The organism is Aeromonas sp. 11P, assembly GCF_051920165.1.
GTDB lineage: Bacteria > Pseudomonadota > Gammaproteobacteria > Enterobacterales > Aeromonadaceae > Aeromonas > Aeromonas veronii.
The window spans coordinates 1323009-1348319 of record NZ_JBQBDJ010000004.1 but is presented as its reverse complement, the minus strand read 5'-3'; the positions used below and the strand labels follow the sequence as shown (position 1 = coordinate 1348319).

The window sequence follows — 25311 nt, the reverse complement described above, 5'->3', positions numbered from 1 at the left end:
CCAGTATATACTGGTCTTATATACAGTAAAGAGGGCGCCGTCATTTTTAACGCAGGAAAGCCGCGCCAGTGCGGTATCGCTATGAAAATGCTGTACTGACTATTGGTACGCGGTACGGGTATGAGAGTGCAGGCGACGTTGCCACGACAGAAAAGAGAAGGGCGCCAATTCAGGCGCCCTCTGTGGCAATGCCGTTGTCGGTCAGCGCCGATTAAAACAGTTTGCTGCCCCAGCCGAGCTTGTTGCGCAGCACGTGGAAGTAGCTGTAGTCGAGCGGATGTACCAGATGAAGCTGGTGGTGGCTCTTCTTGATCAGGATCTCGTCTCCCGGGTGGACCGCCAGCGTCACCTGGCCATCACAGCTCACCTGCATGGCATCGTCCTGATTATCCGGCGAGACCAGCAGCCGTACTTCGCTGTCGGCATCGAGCACGATGGGGCGACTGCTGAGGGTATGCGGGAACATCGGCACCAGTGTGATGGCGTTGAGCTTGGGGGTGAGGATGGCGCCACCTGCCGACAGTGAGTAGGCGGTGGATCCGGTCGGGGTGGCGACTATGATGCCGTCCGAACGCTGGCTATACATAAAGCTGCCATCGATATAGACCTCGAACTCGATCATGTGGGCGATCTTGCCCGGGTGCAGTACCGCCTCGTTGACCGCCAGATTGCTCGACTTGCGCTCGCCGTGGCGATAGACCGAGGCCTCCAGCAGGAAGCGGTGTTCGCTCTTGTAGTGGCCGGAGAGCACCTGCTCCAATGGCAGCAGGTAATCCTGCGGCGAGAGATCGGTCAGAAAGCCGAGGTTACCCCGGTTGACCCCGATCACTGCTACATCGAAGCGTGACAGCACTCGCGCCGCCCCCAGCATGTTGCCGTCACCGCCGACCACGATGGCGAGATCGGCCTGCTGGCCCAGTTGTACCAGATCCATCACGTTTTCATCGAGGATGCTCAGGGTCTGGGCGACCCGGCTCTCCACCAGAACCCGAAAGCCGCGGGCGGTCAGGTATTGATGCAGGCCGGTCAGCGTCTGGTTGGCCCCCTCATGGTGGGGTTTGCCAATCAGGGCGATGGTTTTGAACGGAGAATCCATAGTCAGTCAGATCTGGGATGGGTATTGCGGGCCAGTATACAGTGCTTTGCTCCGCTTGTGACGCTCTCCCGTGTGACGGGGCCGGCTATCCCCTTGAGGCTAATGGTTAAACGGTGAGCGGTAACCCGGATAAACCGACGGTTGCGGCTATTCAGCAACCCTGATTGCCCTTTTCCCCTTGAAAGACAGGGAGCCATCCCCATAATAGCGCCAACATAGTCGGTCTGATGTCACTGGTCGCTCAGCCAGACGTCAAGGCCCTCGTAAGTAACCCCGGAATCTGGAGATGTCATGAACCACGAAGAGCAAAAGGTTGAAGCGATGGAGCAAGTGGAAGCCCAGCCAGTCGAGCCGACCGATGTAGACAGTGAAGTGACAGCCGAGCAGGCCCGTATCGCCGAACTGGAAGCGCAGCTGGAAACCGCCATCCAAAAAGCAGCGGAAGAGCGTGAACGCGCCCTGCGTACCGCCGCCGAGATGGAGAACCTGCGTCGTCGTACCGAGCTGGATGTGGAGAAGGCGCACAAATTCGCTCTGGAGAAGTTCGCCAATGAACTGCTGCCGGTGCTGGACAACCTTGAGCGTGCCATCGAACTGGCCGACAAGGAGAACGAAGCCCTCAAGCCGATGATCGAAGGTGTCGAGCTGACCCTCAAATCCATGCAGAGCGGCGTGGCCAAGTTTGGTCTGGTGGCGCTCGACCCGATCAACCAGCCGTTTGACCCCAATGCCCATCAGGCGATGAGCATGGTGCCGAGTGCCGATGTGGCCCCGAACACCGTCATTGCAGTGATGCAGAAGGGCTATGACCTCAACGGTCGGGTGATCCGTCCGGCCATGGTGATGATCGCCAAAGCGGTCGACTGATTGGCTGTGGGTGCCCGAGCCCGCCCTGTGGCGGGCTTTTTGTTTCGCAGTGCAGCACCTGTTCATCTTGCCCGGTTTTACGGCTCAACGTGACCGCGCAACCATGACAAAGGGTGTGGTTTTTTAGGGTTGGGGCTTGAAGCTGCGTCTGGCGACCCCATATAGGTAGCAAGGCCGCGGCGGCACAAAAAATTTGATGCCGGGAGCTTGAAAGCCAGATTGGCAGCCCCCACCTAGCCGTTAACGCATTAAGGCGAGTTCCTCGCCAGTTTATTCAAAGTATTTGGAGATTCGTCAAATGGGTAAAATCATCGGTATTGACCTGGGTACTACCAACTCCTGCGTCGCTATTCTGGATGGCGACACTGCTCGCGTGATCGAGAACGCAGAAGGCGATCGTACTACTCCGTCCATCATTGCCTATGCCGATGATGGCGAGATCCTGGTTGGTCAGCCGGCCAAGCGTCAGGCCATCACCAACCCGAAAAACACCCTGTTCGCCATCAAGCGTCTGATCGGTCGTCGTTTTGAAGATGAAGAAGTGCAGCGTGACCTGAAAATCATGCCGTACGCCATCGCCAAAGCTGACAACGGCGACGCCTGGGTTGAAGTGAAGGGCAAGAAAATGGCACCGCCGCAGATCTCTGCCGAAGTGCTGAAAAAGATGAAAAAGACCGCCGAAGACTATCTGGGTGAGCCGGTAACCGAAGCCGTTATCACTGTTCCGGCCTACTTCAACGACGCCCAGCGTCAGGCTACCAAGGATGCCGGTCGCATCGCCGGTCTGGATGTAAAGCGCATCATCAACGAACCGACTGCTGCTGCATTCGCTTACGGCGTGAACAAGGTCAAGGGCGAGCGCAAGGTTGCCGTATATGACCTGGGTGGCGGTACTTTCGATATCTCCATCATCGAGATCGACGAAGTGGAAGGCGAAACCACCTTCGAAGTACTGGCGACCAACGGTAACACCCACCTGGGTGGTGAAGACTTCGACAACCGCGTCATCAACTATCTGGTAGACGAGTTCAAGCGTGAGCAGGGCATCGACCTGCGCAACGACCAGCTGGCGCTGCAGCGTCTGAAAGATGCCGCCGAGAAAGCCAAGATCGAGCTCTCTTCTGCCCAGCAGACCGACGTCAACCTGCCGTATATCACTGCAGATGCCACCGGTCCGAAGCACATGAACATCAAGGTGACCCGCGCCAAGCTGGAATCCCTGGTAGAAGACATGGTGAAAGACTCTCTGGAGCCGGTTCGTGTTGCCCTGAAAGACTCCGGTCTGGCAGTTGGCGAGATCGACGACGTGATCCTGGTTGGTGGTCAGACCCGTATGCCGCTGGTTCAGAAGACCGTTGCCGAGTTCTTTGGCAAAGAGCCGCGTAAAGACGTCAACCCGGACGAAGCCGTGGCCATGGGTGCTGCCATCCAGGGCGCCGTACTGTCCGGTGACAAGACCGACGTACTGCTGCTGGACGTGACCCCGCTCTCCCTGGGTATCGAAACCATGGGTAGCGTGATGACTGCGCTCATCGAGAAGAACACCACCATTCCGACCAAGAAGTCCCAGGTGTTTTCCACTGCCGAAGACAACCAGTCTGCCGTGACCATTCACGTGCTGCAGGGTGAGCGCAAGCGCGCCAGCGACAACAAGTCTCTGGGCCAGTTCAACCTGGAAGGCATCCGTCCGGCACCGCGTGGTCTGCCGCAGATCGAAGTGACCTTCGACATCGATGCCAACGGTATCCTGCACGTCTCCGCGAAAGACAAAGAGACCAACAAAGAGCAGAAGATCACCATCCAGGCCTCCTCTGGTCTGTCTGATGACGAGATCGAGCGCATGGTACGCGAAGCCGAAGCCAACGCGGCCGAGGACAAGAAGTTTGAAGAGCTGGTACAGGCTCGCAACCAGGCTGATGGTCTGGTCCACTCCGTACGCAAGCAGATCACCGAAGCCGGTGAAGCCCTGCCTGCCGACGACAAGACCAAGATCGAAGCCGCTCTGAGCGAGCTGGAAGCGGCCATCAAGGGTGACGACAAGGCTGCTATCGAAGCCAAACAGCAGGCTCTGCTGGAAGCGTCCCAGAAGCTGATGGAAATTGCCCAGCAGCAGGCTCAGGCCCAGGGTGCAGCCGGTGCTGATGCCGGTCAGTCCTCCTCTTCTGCCAAGGCTGACGACGACGTAGTCGACGCCGAGTTCGAAGAAGTGAAAGACGACAAGAAGTAAGCCCTACCCAGATGGGCGAAGTCCGCTTCGCCCATCGGCTTGGTCAATGAATTCACGGGCGTTGGGTAACCAACGCCCGTCTGCGTAACCACAGGATGAGTATGTCGAAGCGCGATTTCTACGAAGTACTGGGTGTGGCGAAAGATGCCGACGATCGCGAGATCAAGAAGGCGTACAAGCGCCTGGCCATGAAGTATCACCCGGATCGTAACCAGGGTGATGCCGCATCCGAAGAGAAGTTCAAAGAGGTCAAGGAAGCCTACGAGGTCCTGACCGATGCCAACCTGCGTGCCCGTTACGACCAGTACGGTCATGCCGGTGTCGACCCGAGCCAGGGTGGCGGTGGCCACGGTGGCTTTGGCGGCGGTGCCGACTTCGCCGACATGTTTGGTGACGTATTCGGTGACATCTTCGGCGGTGGCCGTGGTAGTGCCCGTCGTGGCCCGGCCCGTGGCTCCGACCTGCGTTACACCATGGAGCTGACGCTGGAAGAGGCGGTACGCGGGGTCTCCAAGGAGATCAAGGTGCCGACTCTGGTTCACTGCGAAGTCTGTAACGGCTCCGGTGCCCACACCGGCAGCAGTGCCCAGACCTGTCCGACCTGCCACGGCTCCGGCCAGGTGCAGATGCGTCAGGGCTTCTTCGCAGTGCAGCAGGCGTGCCCGCACTGTCACGGCCGCGGCAAGATCATCAAGGATCCGTGCCGCAAGTGTCACGGTGAAGGTCGCTACCAGCGCACCAAGACCCTGTCGGTGAAAATTCCGGCGGGCGTCGATACCGGCGATCGCATCCGTCTCTCCGGCGAAGGGGAAGCGGGGGAAGCAGGGGCACCGGCAGGGGATCTGTACGTACAGGTACACGTCAAAGAGCACGAGATCTTCGTGCGTGACGGCAACAACCTCTACTGCGAAGTGCCCATCAGCTTCACCGCAGCTGCCCTCGGTGGCGAGATTGAAGTGCCGACCCTGGATGGCCGCGTCAAGCTCAAGGTCACTCCGGAGACCCAGACCGGCAAGATGTTCCGCATGCGCGGCAAGGGCGTCAAGTCCGTGCGCTCCGGCCAGGTAGGGGATCTGATGTGCAAGGTGGTGATCGAGACTCCGGTCAACCTCACCGAGCAGCAGAAAGAGCTGTTGCGCCAACTGGACGAGTCGTTCAGCGGTGCCGCTGCCAAGACCCACAAGCCGAAATCGGAAGGCTTCTTCGAAGGGGTGAAACGCTTCTTCGACGATCTGACCAGCTGATTTCAGCCACCCGAATAAACAGAGCCGGCCTTGTGCCGGCTCTTTTTTTGCCCGCCGTTTAGCCAGGATCCGCCTTATTGAGTGGATCCTGATGAGGGATCCTCCTCACAACTCCCGCCAATTCCTGCTGTACAAATGTTATCCCGCTCACACTGTTGCTGAAACGGTTTAGTTGTCATGTTGAGTCAGCTAAAGCGGTTTAGCTATGCTCTGGCTGTCGATAACAACAGCGCCCGTTCGGGCCACAGATGACAGGTGAGGAAGATGATGATGTTCAAGAGCAAGTTGGCGCTGGCGGTAGCGCTGGGATTGGGGATGAGCAGCTCGCTATGGGCGGCGCAGGCGAGTGTCGCAGGTGAGAGTGTCGAGGCCAGACTGGCGGCGCTGGAGGCGCGGGTACAGGCGGCCGAAGCAAGAGCCGAGGCGGCAGAGAGTCGTGCCGATCAGGCCGAGGTGAAGGCGAGTGCCGCCAGCGAGCAGGCACAGGCTGCCAACAACCGCAGCCAGAAGGTGGATGAGAAGACAGCTGGTGCCCAGGGCTTCGAGTTTCACGGTTACGCCCGCTCGGGCTTGTTGGTCAACGGCAATGGCAACGGTGGCCGCGGTGGCCCCTACCTCACCCCGGCAGGCTCCGTGGGCGGGGCTGTCGGTCGCCTTGGCAACGAGGATGACACCTACATGGAGGCCAACCTGCTGAAAACCCAGACCTTCGAGGATGGCAGCTGGGCCCGCTACAAGCTGATGCTGGCGGACGGGGTGGAGACCAGCAATGACTGGACAGCCAGCGATTCGAGCCTCAATACCCGTCAGGTGTTTGCCGAGATCGGCAATCTGGCGAGCTTCGACGGCCCGTTCAAGAATGCGGTGCTGTGGGCGGGCAAGCGCTTTGATCGGGACAACTTTGACATCCACTGGCTCGATTCCGACGTGGTGTTCCTGGCCGGTACCGGCGGCGGCGTCTACGACGTGCAGCTGGCCGACAGCTGGAAGGCCAACTTCTCCCTCTATGGCCGCGATTACGGCGACATCAGCGCCAGCAGTCTCTCCGATATCGAGAGCTACATCCTCACCATGAACAACCGCGTCGGTAACTGGCAGTGGATGGTGAACGGCCTCTCGGCCAAGGACAATGACGCCCGCATCAATGACAAGGGGGCGGGCAGCGAGGCTGCGGACAAGGGGGCACACACCCTGCTGGCCTACCACGGCGAGAGCTTCTTCGGCATCAACCCCGGTTTTGCCAAGGCGGCGGTGGTATATGGTCATGGGCTGGGGGCCGAGGTCAAGGGGCTGGGTTCTGACAGCGAGCTGCTGCCGGATGCCGATGCAGTGCGGGTCGCCGTGTTTGGCGCCACCGATCTCAACTCGCGCTGGCGTTTTGCCCCGGCCCTACTGGCCGAGCAGAGTCAGGATCGCTATGTGAAAGGGGACGAGTACCGCTGGCTCACCGTCAATACCCGGGTGGCGCAGGTGCTGAGCCAGAACGTCGAGCTGGTCTACGAGGCAGCCTGGCAGTACATGGATCTCGATCCCAAGGGTTACAAGGGACGCCAGACGGTGAACGGCAACTTCACCAAGCTCACCTTCGTCCCCACCTTCAAGGTGCAGACCGCCGGTTTCTTCGAACGTCCCGAGCTGCGGGTGTTCGCCAGCTGGATGGACTGGTCCTCCGAGCTCGACAACTACGCTAGCGACGATGCCATGGGCCAGAGCAACTTCACCGCCGGTGGCGAGTGGAACTTTGGCGTACAGATGGAAACCTGGTTCTAGTTCGTTATCCCGATCACAAAAATGGCAGCCGGTGCCGAGATCTGTTGGTTGGCTAAAACGGTTTAGCTGATAATGCCACCAACAGAACAGAGTTCGGGTTTGACCGTGGATCCGATGCAGCAGTGGAGTAGCAAGGTGACGAATCGTGTGTGGGTAATGGGGGATGCGGTGGTGGACTTGATCCCGGAAGGGGCGTTGCACTACCTCAAGTGTCCGGGTGGTGCGCCCGCCAATGTGGCGGTTGGCGTGGCACGGCTGGGTGGCGATGCGGCCTTTATCGGCCGGGTTGGTGCTGACCCGTTCGGCCGCTTTATGGCCGACACCCTGAGTGGGGAGGGGGTGGATATCGGTGCACTGTGGCTCGATCCTGACCATCGCACCTCTACCGTGCTGGTGGCACTGGATGACGAGGGGGAGCGCAGCTTCACCTTTATGGTGCGCCCCAGTGCCGACCAGTTCCTCACCCCGGATGAGTTGCCCCGCTTCGATGCCGATCAGTGGTTGCTCACCTGCTCCATCGCGCTCGCCAACGAGCCGGTGCGCACCAGTTGCCTGCAGGCCATGGCGGCCATCAAGACGGCAGGCGGGCGGGTCTGTTTCGACCCCAACCTGCGCCCCGAGGTGTGGAGCAACCCCGCCGAGATGCTGCCGCTGGTGCGTCAGGCCATTGCACAGGCGGATGTGGTCAAGCTCTCCATTGAGGAGCTGCAACTGCTGAGTGGCGAGGATGAACTGGCGGCCGGGCTTGCAACTCTCTCTGGCCCGGCGCTGGTGCTGGTGACCAGAGGGGCGGCCGGGGTGGTGGCTCGCCTTGATGGCGAGTTGCTGGAGTGGGTGGGGCAGAAAGTGACGCCCATCGACACCACGGGGGCGGGGGATGCCTTCGTCGCCGGTCTGCTGGCGGCGCTGGCCGGGCGCTCGTCGCTGCCGACTCTGGCCGAGCTACCCGCCATCCTGGCTCAGGCCCACGGCTGCGGGGCGCTCGCCACCACCGCCAAGGGGGCGATGACGGCGTTGCCGACCCGCTCCGAACTGGATGCCTTTTTGCGATCAGACACAAGCGGCCGTTGAGCTGAGGCTAGAAGCCCGGCTCGACAGCCCCTACTCTCATTTGACAAGGGCCCGCCAGCGTGGCGGGTCATAAGAGGAAGAATATGAATATCAGTGCGATAGCCAAGGATCTGGTGCCCCTGCTCGGGGGCAAGGAGAATATCGTCAGCGCTGCCCACTGCGCCACCCGGCTGCGGCTGGTGCTGTCCGATGACAGCAAGGTAAACAAGGCCGCCATCGACAAGCTGGAGGGGGTCAAGGGGTGCTTTAGCAACGCGGGCCAAATTCAGGTGATCTTCGGCACCGGTCTGGTCAACAAGGTTTATGCGGAGTTTGTGGCGCTGACCGGTACCGGCACCGCCAGCAAGGCTGAGCTGACCGACATGGCGGCGGCCAAGCTCAACGTGGCCCAGCGGTTGGCGCGAACCCTCTCCAACATCTTCGTGCCGATCATTCCGGCCATCGTCGCCTCGGGCCTGCTGATGGGGCTGCTCGGCATGGTGCGCACCTACGGTTGGGTCAATGCCGACAGCGCCCTGTTTGTGATGCTCGACATGTTCAGCTCGGCGGCCTTTATCATACTGCCGATCCTCATCGGCTTTACTGCAGCGCGGGAGTTTGGCGGCAATCCGTACCTCGGGGCGACCCTTGGCGGCATCCTCACCCACCCGGCGCTGACCAACGCCTGGGGCGTGGCCGGTGGCTTCAAGACTATGGACTTCTTCGGGCTGGATGTGGCCATGATCGGCTATCAGGGCACCGTCTTCCCGGTGCTGCTGGCGGTCTGGTTCATGTCGAACCTAGAGAAACAGCTGCGCAAGCGCATTCCGGATGCGCTGGATCTGATCCTCACCCCGTTTTTGACCGTCATCATCACCGGTTTCGTGGCGCTGCTGTTTATCGGCCCGGCGGGTCGGGTGCTGGGGGATGGCATCTCGTTCGGTCTGAGCGCCCTCTATGAGCAGGCAGGCTGGTTGGCGGGGCTGGTGTTTGGCGGCACTTACTCGCTTATCGTCATCACCGGCATTCATCACAGCTTCCACGCTATCGAGGCGGGGCTACTGGCCAATCCGCAAATTGGCGTCAACTTCCTGCTGCCCATCTGGGCCATGGCCAACGTGGCGCAGGGCGGGGCTTGCCTCGCGGTCTACTTCAAGACTCGCGACGTGAAGATCAAGGCCATTACCGTGCCGGCTGCCATGTCCTGCCTGCTGGGTATCACGGAAGCGGCGATCTTCGGGGTGAACCTGCGCTATATCAAACCCTTCCTCGCCGGTCTGTTTGGCGGGGCCTGCGGCGGCGCCTACGTGGTGGCGGCCAAGGTGGGGATGACGGCGGTGGGGCTGACCGGTATTCCCGGCATGGCCATCGTCCAGCCCATGAGCCTTATTCATTACATCATCGGGCTGGTGATCGCCTTTGGCGCCGCTTTCGCCGCTTCCTACCTGCTCAAGTACAAGGTGGAGTGATGAAGGAAAGCGATCTTCTCAACCAGATTGTCCGGTCGCTGCTGGCCGGACAGCTCAAGGCGGCGGCCGATCCCCATCGGCCCCGCTGGCATCTGGCAGCCCCGGTGGGGCTGCTCAACGATCCCAACGGCTTTATCGAGCACAACGGGCGCTACCACCTCTTCTACCAGTGGAACCCGCTTGGCTGCGAGCACCGCAACAAGGGCTGGGGCCATGTCACCTCCACCGATTTGTTGCATTGGCAGCACGAGCCGGTGGCGCTGTTGCCCACCGAAGCCTATGAGAGCCACGGCTGCTATTCGGGCTCTGCGGTGAGCGACGAGCAGGGGCGTCTGACCCTTATCTACACCGGCAATGTCAAATACCAGGATGGCGGCCGCACCGCCTATCAGTGTCTGGCCCGGGCCGACGGTGAGGGCGGTTTTGCCAAGCTGGGGCCCGTGCTGGATCTGCCCGCAGGCTACAGCGGCCATGTGCGCGACCCCAAGGTGTGGCACGACGGCCAGCAGTGGCTGATGGTGCTGGGGGCCCGCACCCTGGATGACAAGGGCGAAGTGCTGCTCTATCGCGGCGACACCCTGCAAAGCTGGCAGCGGGTGGGCCCCATCGCCGGTAGCGGGCGAGGGGGGCTGGGTGAGTTTGGCTATATGTGGGAGTGCCCGGATCTCTTCCCGCTGGGGGAGAGTCATGTGCTGATCAGCTGCCCGCAGGGGATTGCCCCGGCAGGCGAGGATTATCGCAACCTCTACCAGTGCGGCTGGCTGGCTGGCGATTTCGACGGCGAGCGCTTCGAGCACGGGGCTTTCCACGAGCTGGATCGGGGCTTCGAGTTCTATGCGCCGCAAACTACCCGAGACGGTCAGGGTCGCCGCCTCCTGTTCGGTTGGCTGGGGCTGCCGGAGGAGAACGAGATGAGCCAGCCTACGGTCGCTTACGGCTGGATCCACCAGATGAGCTGCCCGCGGGAGCTGTTCTGGCAGGATGAGTGGCTCTGCCAGCGGCCGGTGGCAGAGCTGGCGGCATTGAAGGGAGAGTTGACCCGCTTCGAGGGGACGCTCGGCGAATTTCCGGGGCTGGCCATCGACTCGGCCTGGCTCGATCTGGATCTCTGCGGTGAAGGGAGTCTCTGGTTCGGCGCCGTGGCCGAGCTGGTGTGGCAGCCGGGGCGCATCACCTTGCGGCGCCAGAACTGGCAGAGCGGGGCGTGGGAGACTCGCAGCAGCCCATGGGCTGGCGGGCGGATCACCGTGCTGTGCGATCGCTCCAGTCTGGAGTGTTTCATCGATGAGGGTCGCCACAGCCTGTCGGCGCGCTACTTCCCCGGGGAGAAGCCGCAACTTTCATCAGGTAACGGCGATGATGGCTGCAAAATTTGCCTCAATCACTGGCCGCTGTCGGCGTGCCTAGTACAATAGCCCGGTTCTAGTCAGCCGGGAGGCCAGGTGGAGAAGAAGAAACGGATCACGATTGCCCAGATCGCCGAACTGGCGGGGGTGTCCAAGGCGACCGCCAGTCTGGTGCTCAACGGGAAGAGTGCGGAGTACCGCATTGCCGACGATACCCGCAAGCGTATTCAGGCGGTGGCGGAGGAGTGTCACTACCTGCCGAGCTTTCATGCCCGCTCCCTGCGTGAGACCCGCAGCTACACCTGGGGGCTGGTGATCCCCGATCTCACCAACTTCGGTTTTGCCCGCATCGCCCGCGCCCTCGAGGCCCACTGCCGGGAGGCGGGCATCCAGCTGCTGATCGCCTGCTCCGAGGATGATCCCGCCCTCGAGCAGCGGGTGGTGGACAACCTCATCAGCCGTCAGGTGGATGGGCTGATTGTCGCCTCCAGCGGCCACAGCGATGACATCTATGCCCGCATCCACGACCGCCTGCCGGTGGTGCAGCTCGACCGCCATATCGGCGAGTCGCGCCTGCCCATGGTGATCTCCGATGCCTGCAAGGCGACCGCCGAGCTGGTGCGGGATATGGCCAGCGAGTGCGGCGAGCAGATCTACTACTTCGGCGGTTTGCTGGATCTCTCCCCCAGCCGTCACCGGCTGGCGGGCTATGAGCTGGGGCTCCATCGCGCCGGTTTTGAAGCCGATGCAGCAAGGGTGCGTCATCGCGACTACCAGCCGAGCTCCGGTTATCAGCTGATGGCCGAGCTGGTGGCCGAGCTGGGAGCGCCTCCCAGGGGGCTCTTTACCGCCTCCTTTACCCTGCTGGAAGGGGTACTGCGCTACCTCAACGAGGCGGGGTTGATGGAGACGGACATGCGCCTGTGCACCTTCGATGATCACGACCTGCTCGACTGCATTCCCATGCGCATCGACTCGGTGGCGCAGGATTGTCCGGCGCTGGCCCTCGCCGCTTTCGAGCTGATGCAGCAACTGATTGCGGGCAGTCCTCCCGCACAGACCGCCCAGGTGATCACCCCCAGGGTGCGCTGGCGCAGTCGCCGCTAGCCACTCTTCGCCCATCCATATGAGAAAGCCCCGCCATTGCTGGCGGGGCTTTTTGCTGCGGGCGGATGGCTCGTTCCTCTGACCGGCAGCTCAATCGGTGGTACTGGTGCGCCAGAACACTTGCTTGATATGGGGGTGGATGGCCAGCTTTTGCATCAGGGCATCCAGCTCGTCGCCATCGATGGAGGTAGCCAGCAACACCGCCGAGATCTCCAGATCCCCCTCGCCAAACGGCTCGATGTCGAGCTCGCTCAGGGGGTAGTTGGCCTGCTCCAGCATCTCTTCCAGCCAGTGCAGCACCTCTTTTTGATGTTCGCGCTGGGTCAAGGCCGTCACCTTGTAGGTCACTTCGGTGTCGGTATTGTCCACCGGGCGGCGGTTGATCTGATTGACCAGCGGTCGCAGCAGGGTGTTGGCGGCGAGCACAAACAGGGCGCCCAGAATTGCCTCCATGGCCAGCCCGGCGCCACAGGCGGCGCCGACTGCTGCCACGCCCCAGAGCGTGGCGGCGGTGTTGATGCCGCGGATATTGCCCGACTCGCGCATGATGACGCCGGCGCCGAGAAAGCCGATGCCGGAGACGATATAGGCCACCACATGGACCACGTTGTAGTTGCCGCCGTGCAGGTCATAGATGCGCTGGGCCAGACTGACGAACAGGGCGGCTCCCACGGCGACCAGCACGTTGGTGCGCAGGCCGGCAGTACGCTGGCGGTACTGGCGCTCCAGCCCGACCAGACTGCCGAGCACAAAGGCGAGCAGCAGGCTGGCCAGGGTGTCGATCAGGGAGATCATGTCAATTTGTTGCCACATCTTCATGGCGTACTCCTTCTGATAAGCGCTGGCTTGGTGCAATCCACGATGAAACGCCGGGAGGCGGATGGATCAGGGGATGATTGCGCGGATGGCCAGCAGACAAACAAAACGCGGCGTCCCGGGGCGCGAGCATCATCAGATGCCCTGACGCTCGGAGAGGACGCAACAAGCGGGGCCAGCGTGGCTGGCCCCTTTCACTGTGGTTAACGCAGGTGTGCGGTCAGTTGAGTTCGGGATCGCAGTCGATGCGCGGGCGCAGTTGCCAGCGCACCGGATGTGCCACCCCGACCTGATGAACAAACTGTACCAGATAGCGGCGCTGGGGCGGGGTGCACTGCAGGTTGAGCACCAGCTCTCGCCCGCCGCCGCGACCCGGCTTCATCGATTGCATCGGTTGCAGCCCCGCCGGTTGCAGGGTGTGGTTCACCAGATCCAGCACCTGCTCCATATCGGCGCGATCCTCACAGCGGATCTGCAGCCGGTAGTGGTGCTGACGCTGTTTGCCGCCCAGCCAGCGTGGCAGCATGCCACGGCCGAGCCGGCTCAACAGGGGGTGAGCCCGGGTAGCAACAGAACCTGTTGCGACCGCGCGATCCGCAGCCGGTTTGATTGAGATAAAACGCATAGCAGCCTCCTTGTGGGAAGCAGAAACTATGCAGGCATGGCGACCGTGGCGGTTGGCCTCTGGTTGCCAGACGTCAAGTGTAAAAAGGGAGAAGAGGGGAGTGGATTTCCGCTTCTCGCAGGGTTGCGAGTGGCGGCAGAGAAAGACCTGCGGCTAGCTCGCGACCTTGGTACCGACGATGAGGGTCGGTCTACAACTGTCACTTGATGAGTTGCCCACTGATGGTCTCCGCTATTGATAAGAGGCTCGAATGATAGCCGAGGCGGCAGGCAGGGTAAACCCCACGCCGCCCGCAGCAACATCTTGAAACATAATCGAAAGCCCCGTTTTGCCGCGCAGGGCCGCCAAAAGCAGACCCGGCGAGGGCCGGGTCTGCAGGGTCATTCGGTCTTGTCGATGCCAAGGTATTTGAGCATCAGTTTTTCGTAGATGGGCTCGGTATCACCCACCTGCATTTTGTGCAGGAAGTATTTCTCGAAGGCGATCTTGGCCAGATGGACCCACTTTCCTTTCTTGAACCAGGCGACGTTGCGCGGCGGGATCTGCGGCATGGCGACGAAGGCGGCACCTGTGTCCCCCATGTCTGCCAGACAGATGGCATTCCACACTGCCTTGGTCACCGGCGGCTGGCCGCAGAGCTCCGCCTTGATGTTGTGGCTCAGGGTGCGCACCATTGCCTCAATCATATAGCCGGTCTTGGGCACCCCGGTTGGTACCGGCGTCTTGTGCGACGGTGCAATGGCGATGCAGACCCCGGCGGCGTAAATCTGCGGGAAGGCGGGATTGCGCTGGTATTCGTCGACGATGACAAAGCCGCGGGGATTGACCAGCCCCTCGATGCCTCGCAGCGGCGCAATGCCGACAAAGGCGGGCAGCATCATGGCGTGTTTGTAGGGCAGGGTGTGGGTGCGCTTGAGGTTGCCCTCATCGTCCAGCTCCTCCACCGTCATCTGACCATCTTGCGCCGCCACGGTGCGGGCATTGTAGATCCACTGCACGTCGCGCATCCGCAGTTCGCTCTCCAGCATCCCCTTGGAGTCACCCACGCCGTTGAGACCAAGATGGCCGATGTAGGGCTCGCTGGTGACAAAGGTCATGGGCACATTTTTCCTCACCTTCTTGTCGCGCAGGTGGCGATCGAGGATGAATGCGTACTCGTAGGCGGGGCCGAAGCAGGAGGCGCCCGGCATGGCGCCGACAATCACCGGGCCGGGCTCATCGACCAGGGCACTGACGCTGTGACGGCACTCTTCGGCGTGGGAGAGGGTACAGACGCTGGTGGTGCCACCGTATTCGGGGCCAGCCCCCGTCACCTCGTCAAAGGCGAGGGCCGGGCCGGTGCAGATCGCCAGAAAGTCGTAACGCAGGGTCTGGCCATCGGAGAGAGTGAGCTGCTGCGCCGCCGGTTGCAGCTCGGTCAGGGCGGCATGGATAAAGCGGATCCCCTTTTTCTTCACATGGGGTTCGATGGGGGTCGAGGTCTCCTTGTGCTCCCGCCACTGGACGGCAATCCAGGGGTTGGAGGGGGTGAATTCAAAGTCCGGCTTGTCATTGATGAGGATCACCTCATGCTGCTTGCCCAGTTCGGCCTTGAGTTCGTAGGCGGCAGACATGCCCCCGAGACCCGCGCCGATGACGATTACCGTTGCCATGTTCAGCCTCCTGCGTTTATTACACGCTCATGTGAGCCGGGTCATCCGACCCGTTTATTTAAATCCTATCCGTTTGAGGATCATCGCTGCCGGGCAGAAACCGGTGAATGCGCTCTGGATCAGGTTGACCCCGACAAAGGCACTCAACCAGACAAAGCCCGGATGAACCCAGGTGGTAAGGATCAGCGAGAGCAGCAACATGCAACCCGCGACGATTCTGACTCCGTTATCTACTGTCATGGTCCTTCTCCCCATCCACTTTAGATGTTGCTAATTTAGCGTTGCCTTATACAATAGAACAAATATCAGCAATTGCTAATTTACTCTTATGAGCCAATTCGACGAGATGAACAGACATGCGACAGCCGCCGCCTCCCTGCTCAAGGCGTTGGCTCATCCCGAACGCCTGATGGTGCTCTGCCAGCTGGTGGAGGGGGAGAAGGGGGTCGGGGAGCTGCTGGCCCATAGCCAACTTGGGCAGTCGGCCTTCTCCCAGCAACTTTCGGTATTGAAGCGCTACGGCCTTATCCGTTCGCGCAAGGTCTCCCAGCAGATCTACTACTCGCTGGTGAGCGAGGCGGCTGCCGATGTGCTGGGGGCGCTGCAAACCCATTTTTGTCACTCGGAAAATAAGGAATCTTGATGATGGAAAGCCAATGGCTGCTCTCTTTGGGCGGTGGCATGCTGGCGGGGCTGTCGGCCCTGATCCTGATGTTGTTCAACGGCCGGGTTGCCGGGATCAGCGGCATTCTGGCCGGTGCACTGCAACACCGTGCACCGTGGCGGGTGCTGTTTCTGCTGGGGCTGGGGGCGGGCGCCTGGTTGGCGCTGACCCTGGGCTGGGCCAGTATGCCTGCATTCACCACCTTGCCCGGCTGGCCCGTTGTGCTGCTGGCCGGTCTGCTGGTCGGGGTCGGTACCCGTCTTGGCAATGGCTGCACCAGTGGCCACGGCATCTGTGGCATGGGGCGGCTCTCCCTGCGCTCCATTGTCGCCACCCTGACCTTTATGGCGGTTGGCTTTATCACCGTCTTTGTCACTCATCATCTGCTGTAAGGGCTGATCGCCATGAAGTTGCTGACAAGTTTGTTTGCGGGCCTGCTGTTTGGACTGGGGATGGCCATCTCCGGCATGGTGGATCCCGCCCGGGTCACCGGTTTTCTCGATCTTGCCGGGGCCTGGGATCCCAGCCTCGCCTTCGTGATGGGGGGCGCGCTGCTGGTCTTTATGCCGGGTTATTTTCTGCTGGTGAAACCCCGTCGTCAGAGTGTGTTGGGCGAGCCCATCGCGGCCGTACCTGCCCCAAAGCTGGATCGCAATCTGGTCGGCGGTGCTGCACTGTTCGGTATCGGCTGGGGATTGGTGGGTATCTGCCCGGGGCCAGCCTTGAGTCTCATTTCCAGTGGCCAGCCCATGATACTGTTGTTTATTGCGGCCATGGTGGCCGGGATTTTGCTTGTTGATCGGGTCTTGGTGAAGGTGCGGGAGAAGCGCTGCCACACCCGCTCTGCCTGAATGGATTGCCCCTGGTGTCGGGGAAGGAGGATTATCATGGAACAGATCCGCTTGCTGGGGGCCGCCATGCTGGCTGTGACCTCCGCTCTTGTCTCTCCGATGACATGGTCTGCCGAGGCGAATGGTGATGCCACCCTGACTCTGGTTCCCCGTCAGGTGACCGACTGGCTGACGCTGGATGGCACTGTCAGTGCCATCCATCAGGGGACGGTGGCAGCCCAGACCAGCGGCCGGGTCTCCCGCATGCTGGTAGATGTGAACGATCAGGTGCAGGCGGGACAGCCGTTGCTCGAGATCAGTGGCAAGGAGCAGTTTGCCGCCGTCACGGGGGCCGAGGCGCGGCTGGCCCGGGCGCAGGCCCAGCAGGTGGAGGCCGAGCGCCAGCTTGCTCGTTTTCAGGCGCTGATTGCCAAGGGGGTGATCACCCGCGCCCAGCTCGACAATGCCCAGGCGACTGATCGCGCCGCCCGCGCCGAGGTCAATGCGGCCGATGCGGCCCTCACTCAGGCCCGCGAGGCTTACGGTTATACCCGCATTCTGGCTCCCTACGCCGGGGTGGTGACCAAGCGGTTGGTGGAGCTGGGGGAGACAGTTGCCCCCGGCCCCCCTCTGCTCTCCGGCTTCTCCCTAGATACACTGCGGGTGGAGGTGGAGTTACCCCAATCCGCCCTGACGCTGGCTCGTGAGCCTGAGGATGTGCAGGTGCTGCTGCCGGATGGCAAGTTTGTTACCCCGGTCAAACTGACCCGCTTCAACTATGCCGACAGCCAGAGTCACGCCTTCAGGTTGCGCCTCGACTTGCCGCCGCAAACCGCCGGGGTATTGCCCGGCATGTGGCTCAAGGTGCAGCTCAAACAGGGTGAACGTCAGGTGTTGCAGGTGCCGGATCGCGCCCTGCTGCGGCAAGGGGAGTTCAACGGCGTCTATCTGCAGCAACCCGCTGGCTGGGCCCTGACACCGGTGCGGGTCGGCCATTGCGTCGAGGGACAGTGCGAGATCCTGGCCGGGCTGCAAGCCGGTGACAAGCTGGCTCCCGATGCCTGGGCGCAGCAGCAGGAGGTGGCCCATGAGTAGCGAGCTGAACGGCAACAAGGAGAGGCTGGGACCTGCCGGTCGGCTGGCTGCGCTGTTTCAGGGCTCGGCCATCACCCCGCTGCTGGCGCTGGTAGGGCTGTTGCTCGGTCTGTTTGCAGTGCTGGTGACCCCCAAGGAGGAGGAGCCGCAGATTGATGTCACCTTCGCCGATGTCTACATTCCCTTCCCGGGAGCCACTCCGGCTGAAGTGGCCTCTCTCGTCACCACCCCTGCCGAGCAGGTGGTCTCCCAGATAAAGGGGATCGATACCCTCTACTCTTTTTCCCAACCCGATGGTGCCCTGCTGGTGGTGGTGTTCAAGGTGGGGGTGAGCCGCGAGCAGGCCATCATCGACCTCAACAACCAGCTCGACTCCAACCGCGACTGGTTGCCACAGGGGATCGGAGTCGGTCAGCCACTGGTAAAACCCCGGGGGATCGACGATGTCCCCATCGTCAGTCTGACCTTATGGATCAAAGAGTGGAACAAAGAGGGGAGCAAGCAACTGGGCGCTCCCGAACTGACCCGGGTCGCCCATGAGCTGGAGACCGAACTCAAGCGCATTCCCGGTACCCGCGATATTTACACGCTGGGCAGCCAGAGTGCCGTGTTGCGGGTGATGCCGGATCCGGCGGCCCTTAGCGCCCACGGCATCAGCTGGGGCGATCTAAGCCAGCGACTGGCGGCCGCCAATCAGGTAGGCCCGACACAGGCCATCGAGCAGAACAACAGGGAGATCAAGGTGCAGGTGGGGCAGTTCCTGCAAAGTGAGCAGGAGGCTAGAGAGCTGGTGGTGGGGCTGCACAACGGCAAGCCGGTCTATCTGAGGGATGTGGCCAGGGTCTCTCTGGGTCAGGAGACTCCGACCAAACGCAGCTGGATGGGGCTGGGGCAGGCCAGTTATCCGGCGGTGACCCTGGCCATCGGCAAGCAGCCGGGCCAGAACGCGGTCGATGTGGCCAAGCGGGTGGAGGCGAGGGTCGAGAGTTTGCAGAACCGGTTGATCCCGTCTGGCGTCGAGGTGACGGTGACCCGGGACTACGGCGTCACCGCCGAGACCAAATCCAACACCCTGATCGGCAAGCTGATTTTTGCCACCACGGCGGTGGTGCTGCTGGTGCTGGTGAGCATGGGCTGGCGCGAGGCGCTGGTGGTGGGGGTGGCCATCGTTATCACCCTGGCACTGACCCTGTTTGCCAGCTGGGCCTGGGGCTTTACCCTCAACCGGGTGTCGCTGTTTGCGCTGATCTTCTCCATCGGCATTCTGGTGGATGACGCCATTGTGGTGGTGGAGAACATCCACCGCCATCGCGGTTTGGGCAAGGGGGCGCTCAAGGATCTGATTCCGGGGGCGGTGGACGAGGTGGGGGGGCCGACCATACTGGCAACCCTGACCGTCATCGCGGCCCTGCTGCCGATGGCCTTTGTCAGCGGGCTGATGGGCCCTTACATGAGCCCCATCCCCATCAATGCCAGCATGGGGATGCTTATCTCCCTGCTGGTGGCCTTTATCTTCTCCCCCTGGCTGGCGAGCCATTTGCTCAAGGGGGAGGCGCACGGTGCCCACGGCGAGTCTTTTTCACCGGCTGATGACCCCTTTCCTGATTGGTGATGGCGCCAAGCGTGCCAGACGCAAACTCTGGCTGGCGGTGTTGCTGCTGGTCGGGGCGGCTACCTCCATGCCGGTGGTGCAGTGGGTGGTGCTCAAGATGCTCCCCTTTGACAACAAGTCGGAATTTCAGCTGGTGCTCGATATGCCGGAGGGGGCGACCCTGGAGCAGACCGAGCGCACCCTGCTGGCGGTCGGACGAGAGCTTGCCAAGGTGCCTGAGGTGAAGGATTACCAGATCTACGCCGGCACCGCCGCCCCCATCAATTTCAACGGCCTGGTGCGCCACTACTTTGTCCGCAGCGGCGCCAACGTGGGGGATATTCAGGTCAATCTGGTGGACAAGCATGAACGGGATCGCAGTAGTCACCAGATTGCCCAGTCGGTTCGGGAGCCGCTGCAGGCCATCGCCAGTGCGGCAGGGGGCAACCTGAAAGTCGTTGAGGTGCCGCCCGGCCCACCGGTCTGGTCACCCATAGTCGCGGAAGTGTATGGCCCGACGCCTGCCGCCCGTGAAGCGGCCGCTCGCGCCGTACAGGCCCGTTTTGTGGCCACGGCGGATCTGGTGGATGTGGATATCTATCTGACCGACCCGCAGCCCAAGTGGCGGCTGGTGGTGGATCGCAGCAAGGCGGCCCTGCTCGGGGTCGATCTCGGGGATCTGGTGAACACCCTCAATGGCGGGGTGGGTTATCAGGATGCCAGCTGGCTGCAGGGGCATGGCGCCAAGTATCCGGTGCCGATCCGCATCGAACTGGCTCCCGGTGACAAACGGGATCTGGCGGGCGTACTGGCCCTCAAGGTACGCAGCCAGAGCGGCCAGCTGGTGCGGGTCTCCGAGCTGGTGAGTCGCCGTGATGAGGTGGCCCCCAGCTATATCATGCACAAGAACATGCAGCCCATGGTGATGGTGGTGGCCGACATGGGCGGCCACACCGACAGCCCGCTCTACGGCATGTTTGCCGCCGGTGCCGATATCGACCTGCCCCAATATTACGTGCAGCAGCCCGATAAACTGGGAGAGGTGGCGCTGTTGTGGGACGGGGAGTGGAAGATCACCTACGAGACCTTTCGCGATATGGGGATTGCTTACGGGGTGGGGATGATCCTCATCTACCTGCTGGTGGTGGCCCAGTTCCGCTCCTATCTGGTGCCGCTCATCATCATGGCCCCGATTCCGCTCACCATCATAGGGGTGATGCCGGGCCACGCCCTGTTGGGGGCCCAGTTTACCGCTACCTCGATGATCGGGATGATCGCCCTGGCCGGGATCATCGTACGCAACAGCATCCTGCTGGTGGACTTTATCGAGCAGCAGCGCCGCGCCGGGGGGGCGTTCGAGTTGGCGGTGATCGACGCGGCGCAGGTGCGGGCCAAACCCATCATGCTGACGGCGTTGGCGGCGATGATCGGAGCCCTGTTTATCCTCGATGACCCCATCTTCAACGGACTGGCCATCAGCCTGATTTTCGGGATCCTGGTCTCCACCTTGCTCACCCTGGTGGTGATACCCTTGCTCTATTATGCCCTGCTCTCCCGACGCTCATGACGGGAGTCACTAGCGAAAGGATGCGCGATGAAGAGAGGTTGGTTGTGGTGGGGAAGTGGCGCCGTGGTAGCGGTGGCTGCGGCAGCATGGTGGTGGCAACCGCAGCCGACGCCGATCAGGCTGGCAGAGGTCGGGCGGGGGGATGTGCTGGTCACCGTGGTCAACACTCGGGCTGGCACCATCAAGTCGTGCCAGCGGGCCGGGCTCAGTCTGCCCGGTGGCGGCGTGGTGGAGCAGATCGCCGTCAAGGCCGGGGACAGGGTAGCCCAAGGAGATCTGCTGCTGACCCTCTGGAGTGACGATATCCGTGCCGATCTTGCCCGCGCCCGTGCCCAGCAGGCGCTCGGCAAGACCCAGCGTGAGGAGCGTTGTAGCGAGGCGGCCTACTACGAGCGGGAGGCCAACCGGCTGGCCACCTTGCTGGCCAAAAACCTCACCTCCCGCACGCTGGCCGAGCAGGCCCAGAATCTGGCCGATACCCGCCGCTATATCTGCCGCGCATCCCGTCAGCAGGAGCGGGTCGACGAGGCGCAGGTCGCCCAGGTGGAGGCCCGCTTGAGCGAGCGTCGCCTGCTGGCGCCGTTTGCCGGAGTGGTGGCGGAGGTCAACAGTAAGTTGGGCGAATACATGACCCCCTCACCGCCCGGAGTAGCCATGCCTCCGGTTATCGATCTTATCGACGATCTCTGTCTGTATGTCTCAGCCCCCATCGATGAGGTGGATGCCGCCCGCCTCAAGGTGGGCCAGTCAGCCCGGGTACTGCTCGATGCCATGCCCGGGCGCGATTTTGCCGCCACCGTCACCCGTATCGCCCCCTATGTGAAGGAGCTGGAAAAGCAGGCCCGCACCGTGGAGGTGGAGGCGGCGCTCACTGCCCTGCCCACCGATGTGCCCCTGCTTATTGGCTACAGCGCCGATCTTGAAGTCGAGGTGACCCGCGCCACCGATGTGCTGCGGGTAGCGGCCAGCAGCCGGGCCGACGATGGCAGCGTGCTGCGGCTGGAAGGGGATAAGCTGGTGCGGGTGATGCCCCGCTGGGGTGTGGAGAACTGGAACTGGATTGAAGTGGCCGAGGGACTCGCCGCCGGTGATCGGCTGGCGGCCCAGCCCGGACAGATTGTCGGGGAGGGCCCTTTCAGCGCCGCCACGGAGCAGACGGATGAGTGATCTCATTCGCCTTGATGCCGTCAGCCGTCGTTTCACTCTGGGGGGGAGCGAAGTGGCCGCCCTCGATCGCGTATCCCTGCGGGTTGCCGAGGGGGAGTATCTGGCGGTGATGGGCCCCTCGGGCTCCGGCAAATCGACCCTGCTCAATGTGCTGGGGCTGCTGGATCGGCCCGATGAGGGGCGTTACTGGCTGGGAGGGGAGGATACCGCCACCCTGTCAGAGCCGGCGCTGGCCCAGCTGCGCGGCCATCGCATCGGCTTTGTGTTCCAGTCGTTTCACCTGATCTCCCGCCTCACCGCCCGTGAAAACGTCGAGTTGCCGCTGATGTTGTGCGGGATCACCCCCGCCGAGCGCCATCGCCGAAGCCAGCAGTTGCTGGGGGAGCTGGGGCTGGAGAACCGGGCCGGACACCGCCCTGCCGAGCTCTCCGGTGGTCAGCGTCAGCGGGTAGCCATCGCCCGGGCCATGGCGATGGCGCCGCGGCTGATCCTGGCCGACGAGCCCACCGGCAATCTCGACTCCCGCTCCGGGGAGGAGGTGATTACCCTGCTGGAGGGGCTCAACCGGGAGCAGGGGATCACGCTGGTGGTGGTGACTCACGACCCGCGCCTCGGTGATCGGGCTGGCAGGCGGATCCTGATGAACGATGGCCGCATCAACATTGATAGCGGCGGTGGCTGAATGCGGCGCCCCGATGTGATCCGCTTTGCCGCCGTGGCCCTGCTGCGCCAGCGCTCACGGGCGCTGGTGTTGATCCTGGCGGTCAGCTTGAGCGTCACCTCTGTGCTGCTGCTCACCGCGCTGGGGGAGGGGGCGAGGCGCTATGTGGCCGACCAGTTTAGCTCCCTTGGCAAGGATCTGTTGGTGATGTTCCCGGGCCGCAAGGAGACCACCGGCGGGCTGCCGCCGGTCACCGGCAACAGCCTGCGGCAGATCACCCTCGATGATATGCACTACCTTGGCCAGCATCAGCCAAATGTGCGGCTGGTGCCGCTGGTGATGGGCTTTGCCGAGGCCAAACAGGGGGCGCGGCTGCGCCAGACCATGCTGCTTGGCAGCAGCAACGGGCTGCGCGATACCCACGGGCTGCAGCTGCTTTCCGGCCGCTGGCTGCCGGGGGATGCTGCAGAGGATCGACCGGCCGTCCTGCTCGGGGCCAAGGTGGCCCGTGAGCTGTTCGGTCAGGTCGATCCGGTCGGCCTGTGGCTGCGTTTTGACAATCGTCGCTTTCGGGTGGTGGGGATCTTCACCAGCCAGAGCAGCAATCTGGGGATGGACATGGCCGAAGCCGCGCTGATCCCGGTCGGTAGCGCCATGCGGCTGTTCAACACCGAGGGGCTGTTTCGGCTGCTGATCCAGCCGCTGGCGGGGCAAGCGGTGCCGCCGCTGGTCAAGCGACTGGAGCAGCTGATGCAGGCGCGCCACGGGGTGCTCGATGTGACCGTGGTGCGCCGCGACGCCATGCTGGCCACCTTCTCCACCATTCTCTCGACCCTCACCCTGGCCGTTGCCGGCATCGGCGCCATCAGCCTGCTGGTCTCCGGCATCATGATGATGAATCTGGCGCTGATCAGCACCCGCCAGCGCACCGGCGAGATCGGCCTGCTCAAGGCGCTGGGGGCCGACAGTCGCCAGATCCGCCAGCTGTTTTTGTGGGAGGCGCTGCTGCTGAGCGGCAGTGGCGCGCTGTTTGGCACTGTGTTGGGCTACGCCCTGGTTGGCCTCGCTGGAGTGATTTGGCCCGGATTTCCGGCGGCTGTCCCTCTGCTTGCTACTTTCTGCACCATACCGGCGGCCCTGCTGACCGGGCTGTTTTTTAGCTGGCTGCCCGCCTCCCGGGCGGCACGGCAAGATCCGGTCAGCAGCCTGCGCAGCGGGCAGTGGAGCGGTGGCTGATGCGCGCCGCCGATCTGCTGTTCTGGCTCTGGCGCGCCTTGCTGGCAGGGCGCAGTCGCAGCCTGCTGTCGGCGCTGGGGATCGCCATCGGGATCGCTTCGGTGACCCTGCTCACCGGCATCGGCGAGGGGCTCAGGCTCTATCTGCTCGACAGCTTCTCCCAATTTGGCACCCGGCTGATCGCCGTGACCCCGGGCAAGACCGAAACTGCCGGCGGCCCGCCCGGCATCCTCTCCAGCAGCCGTCCCCTGTTGCTGGAGGACGCCGATGTCCTCGCCAAATTGCCAGGGGTAGAGGCTGCGCTCCCTGTGGTACAGGGCCAGGGGGAGGTGCGCAGCCGCGGACTGACCCGCAGCACCGCCATTCTGGGCACCGGTTCGGCGGCGCTCTCCGGCTGGCGACTCACCCTGGTGCAGGGACGTTTTCTGCCCGCGGACGACAGTGCCATGCCCCGCGCCTATGCGGTACTGGGGGCCAAGGTGGCGGTGGAGCTGTTTCCCGGGGGCGATGCGCCTGGGAGCCTGCTGCGCGCCGGTGATCGCCGTTTTCGGGTGGCCGGGGTGCTGGCCCCCAAGGGGCAATTTCTCGGCTTTGATCTGGACGACATGATCTATCTGCCCGCCGCTCACGCCCAGGCGCTGTTCAACAAGGAGGGGTTGCAGGAGATCGATGTCATCTATCGCGCCGGGCAGACGGAGGCCGACATTACAGCCCAGATCCGGCGGGTGCTGATCGCCCGCCACGGCGCCGAGGATTTCACCCTCACCTCCCAGCAGGACATGCTGACCAGCCTCGACAAGATACTCTCCATCATCAAGCTGGCGGTTGGCGGGCTCGGCATTATCTCGCTGCTGATCGGGGCGGTCGGCATCTTCAGCATCATGAGCATCGCCCAGCAGGAGCGGATCCCCGAGGTGGGTCTTCTGATGGCGCTGGGCTGCCCGCGGCGGCGCATTCTATTGCTGTTCCTGCTCGAAGCCGTGGTGCTGGCGCTGCTGGGCGGAGCCATGGGACTGGCCCTGCTCGGCGGGCTCAAGCTGCTGCTCACCCTGCTGGCGGCCGGCTTGCCGCTCACCCTCCATCCTCTCTATCTACTGCTGGCGCTCGGTTGCAGCGCTCTGGTTGGTCTGCTGGCCGGGGTTGCTCCTGCGCTGCGAGCAGTGCGTCTCGATCCCGTGGTTGCCCTGCGGGGTGACTAAGTAGCCCCTTCCTCAAGAGGCGCGTTACGCTC

At 62.7% G+C, this 25311-nt stretch carries 21 protein-coding genes and 1 pseudogene; 17 read left to right on the top strand and 5 right to left on the bottom strand.

Going from position 1 to position 25311, the window contains the following annotated elements; all coding sequences use genetic code 11:
- Window positions 1–211: 211 nt before the first annotated feature.
- On the bottom strand, window positions 212–1096 hold the full coding sequence (gene nadK / locus ACTG1P_RS06185) for an NAD(+) kinase (protein ID WP_005338038.1): 885 nt from the start codon (window positions 1094–1096) through the stop codon (window positions 212–214).
- Between the two features lie 291 nt (window positions 1097–1387).
- On the opposite strand from nadK, the gene grpE reads away from it, so the two are divergent.
- The 8 genes from grpE to ACTG1P_RS06145 all read left to right on the top strand — a co-directional run bounded on the left by grpE (window position 1388) and on the right by ACTG1P_RS06145 (window position 12176).
- Window positions 1388–1963, top strand: a complete 576-nt coding sequence (gene grpE, locus ACTG1P_RS06180) for a nucleotide exchange factor GrpE (RefSeq protein WP_005338036.1) — start codon at window positions 1388–1390, stop codon at window positions 1961–1963.
- Window positions 1964–2261: 298 nt separating this feature from the next.
- Window positions 2262–4190, top strand: a complete 1929-nt coding sequence (gene dnaK / locus ACTG1P_RS06175; RefSeq protein WP_005338034.1) for a molecular chaperone DnaK — start codon at window positions 2262–2264, stop codon at window positions 4188–4190.
- A 101-nt stretch (window positions 4191–4291) separates the two neighbouring features.
- Window positions 4292–5434 carry a molecular chaperone DnaJ gene (gene dnaJ, locus ACTG1P_RS06170; RefSeq protein ID WP_440000772.1) on the top strand — a complete coding sequence of 381 codons (1143 nt, stop codon included), beginning with the start codon at window positions 4292–4294 and terminating at the stop codon, window positions 5432–5434.
- Window positions 5435–5698: 264 nt separating this feature from the next.
- Window positions 5699–7204, top strand: a complete 1506-nt coding sequence (locus ACTG1P_RS06165) for a carbohydrate porin (RefSeq protein WP_440000771.1) — start codon at window positions 5699–5701, stop codon at window positions 7202–7204.
- A 114-nt stretch (window positions 7205–7318) separates the two neighbouring features.
- Window positions 7319–8275 carry an aminoimidazole riboside kinase gene (locus ACTG1P_RS06160; protein WP_440000770.1) on the top strand — a complete coding sequence of 319 codons (957 nt, stop codon included), beginning with the start codon at window positions 7319–7321 and terminating at the stop codon, window positions 8273–8275.
- An 83-nt stretch (window positions 8276–8358) separates the two neighbouring features.
- Window positions 8359–9723, top strand: coding sequence for a sucrose-specific PTS transporter subunit IIBC (locus tag ACTG1P_RS06155; RefSeq protein ID WP_440000769.1), 1365 nt, complete (start codon window positions 8359–8361; stop codon window positions 9721–9723).
- Window positions 9723–11138 carry a glycoside hydrolase family 32 protein gene (locus tag ACTG1P_RS06150; protein ID WP_440000768.1) on the top strand — a complete coding sequence of 472 codons (1416 nt, stop codon included), beginning with the start codon at window positions 9723–9725 and terminating at the stop codon, window positions 11136–11138. The genes ACTG1P_RS06155 and ACTG1P_RS06150 overlap by 1 nt, the downstream gene beginning before the upstream one ends.
- Before the next feature lie 27 nt (window positions 11139–11165).
- Window positions 11166–12176: a substrate-binding domain-containing protein gene (locus ACTG1P_RS06145; RefSeq protein ID WP_440000767.1), complete on the top strand. Its 1011-nt coding sequence runs from the start codon at window positions 11166–11168 to the stop codon at window positions 12174–12176.
- Window positions 12177–12266: 90 nt separating this feature from the next.
- On the opposite strand, the gene ACTG1P_RS06140 is transcribed toward ACTG1P_RS06145, so the two are convergent.
- The 4 genes from ACTG1P_RS06140 to ACTG1P_RS06125 all read right to left on the bottom strand — a co-directional run bounded on the left by ACTG1P_RS06140 (window position 12267) and on the right by ACTG1P_RS06125 (window position 15509).
- Complete coding sequence (locus tag ACTG1P_RS06140; RefSeq protein ID WP_323874840.1) at window positions 12267–12995, bottom strand: MgtC/SapB family protein; 729 nt, start codon at window positions 12993–12995, stop codon at window positions 12267–12269.
- 217 nt (window positions 12996–13212) lie between these two features.
- A complete protein-coding gene (locus ACTG1P_RS06135; RefSeq protein ID WP_110302817.1) occupies window positions 13213–13617 on the bottom strand; it encodes a hypothetical protein in 405 nt (134 codons plus the stop codon).
- A 380-nt stretch (window positions 13618–13997) separates the two neighbouring features.
- A complete protein-coding gene (locus ACTG1P_RS06130) occupies window positions 13998–15269 on the bottom strand; it encodes an NAD(P)/FAD-dependent oxidoreductase (RefSeq protein ID WP_440000766.1) in 1272 nt (423 codons plus the stop codon).
- A gap of 54 nt (window positions 15270–15323) precedes the next feature.
- Window positions 15324–15509, bottom strand: a complete 186-nt coding sequence (locus tag ACTG1P_RS06125; protein WP_005344304.1) for a YgaP family membrane protein — start codon at window positions 15507–15509, stop codon at window positions 15324–15326.
- 88 nt (window positions 15510–15597) lie between these two features.
- Between ACTG1P_RS06125 and ACTG1P_RS06120 the strand changes: the two genes are divergently transcribed.
- The 9 genes and pseudogenes from ACTG1P_RS06120 (at window position 15598) to ACTG1P_RS06080 (ending at window position 25279) form a co-directional block, all read left to right on the top strand.
- Entirely contained in the window at window positions 15598–15912 is a 315-nt protein-coding gene (locus ACTG1P_RS06120; RefSeq protein WP_005338008.1) for an ArsR/SmtB family transcription factor, read from the top strand.
- The gene (locus ACTG1P_RS06115) at window positions 15912–16325 is read left to right on the top strand and encodes a YeeE/YedE family protein (protein ID WP_224968105.1); all 414 of its coding nucleotides are present in this window, start codon (window positions 15912–15914) and stop codon (window positions 16323–16325) included. The genes ACTG1P_RS06120 and ACTG1P_RS06115 overlap by 1 nt, the downstream gene beginning before the upstream one ends.
- Before the next feature lie 12 nt (window positions 16326–16337).
- The gene (locus tag ACTG1P_RS06110; RefSeq protein ID WP_323065808.1) at window positions 16338–16784 is read left to right on the top strand and encodes a YeeE/YedE family protein; all 447 of its coding nucleotides are present in this window, start codon (window positions 16338–16340) and stop codon (window positions 16782–16784) included.
- 36 nt (window positions 16785–16820) lie between these two features.
- Window positions 16821–17858 carry an efflux RND transporter periplasmic adaptor subunit gene (locus ACTG1P_RS06105; RefSeq protein ID WP_440000765.1) on the top strand — a complete coding sequence of 346 codons (1038 nt, stop codon included), beginning with the start codon at window positions 16821–16823 and terminating at the stop codon, window positions 17856–17858.
- Window positions 17851–21016: pseudogene (locus ACTG1P_RS06100) on the top strand (efflux RND transporter permease subunit). The gene ACTG1P_RS06105 and the pseudogene ACTG1P_RS06100 overlap by 8 nt, the downstream one beginning before the upstream one ends.
- Window positions 21017–21043: 27 nt before the next feature.
- Window positions 21044–22183 (top strand): efflux RND transporter periplasmic adaptor subunit, encoded by a 1140-nt coding sequence (locus ACTG1P_RS06095; protein WP_440000764.1) that lies wholly within the window; start codon window positions 21044–21046, stop codon window positions 22181–22183.
- Window positions 22176–22865: an ABC transporter ATP-binding protein gene (locus ACTG1P_RS06090; protein WP_440000763.1), complete on the top strand. Its 690-nt coding sequence runs from the start codon at window positions 22176–22178 to the stop codon at window positions 22863–22865. The genes ACTG1P_RS06095 and ACTG1P_RS06090 overlap by 8 nt, the downstream gene beginning before the upstream one ends.
- The gene (locus tag ACTG1P_RS06085; protein ID WP_440000762.1) at window positions 22866–24080 is read left to right on the top strand and encodes an ABC transporter permease; all 1215 of its coding nucleotides are present in this window, start codon (window positions 22866–22868) and stop codon (window positions 24078–24080) included. It abuts the gene before it with no gap.
- On the top strand, window positions 24080–25279 hold the full coding sequence (locus tag ACTG1P_RS06080) for an ABC transporter permease (protein WP_440000761.1): 1200 nt from the start codon (window positions 24080–24082) through the stop codon (window positions 25277–25279). The genes ACTG1P_RS06085 and ACTG1P_RS06080 overlap by 1 nt, the downstream gene beginning before the upstream one ends.
- The last annotated feature ends 32 nt before the right edge of the window (window positions 25280–25311 follow it).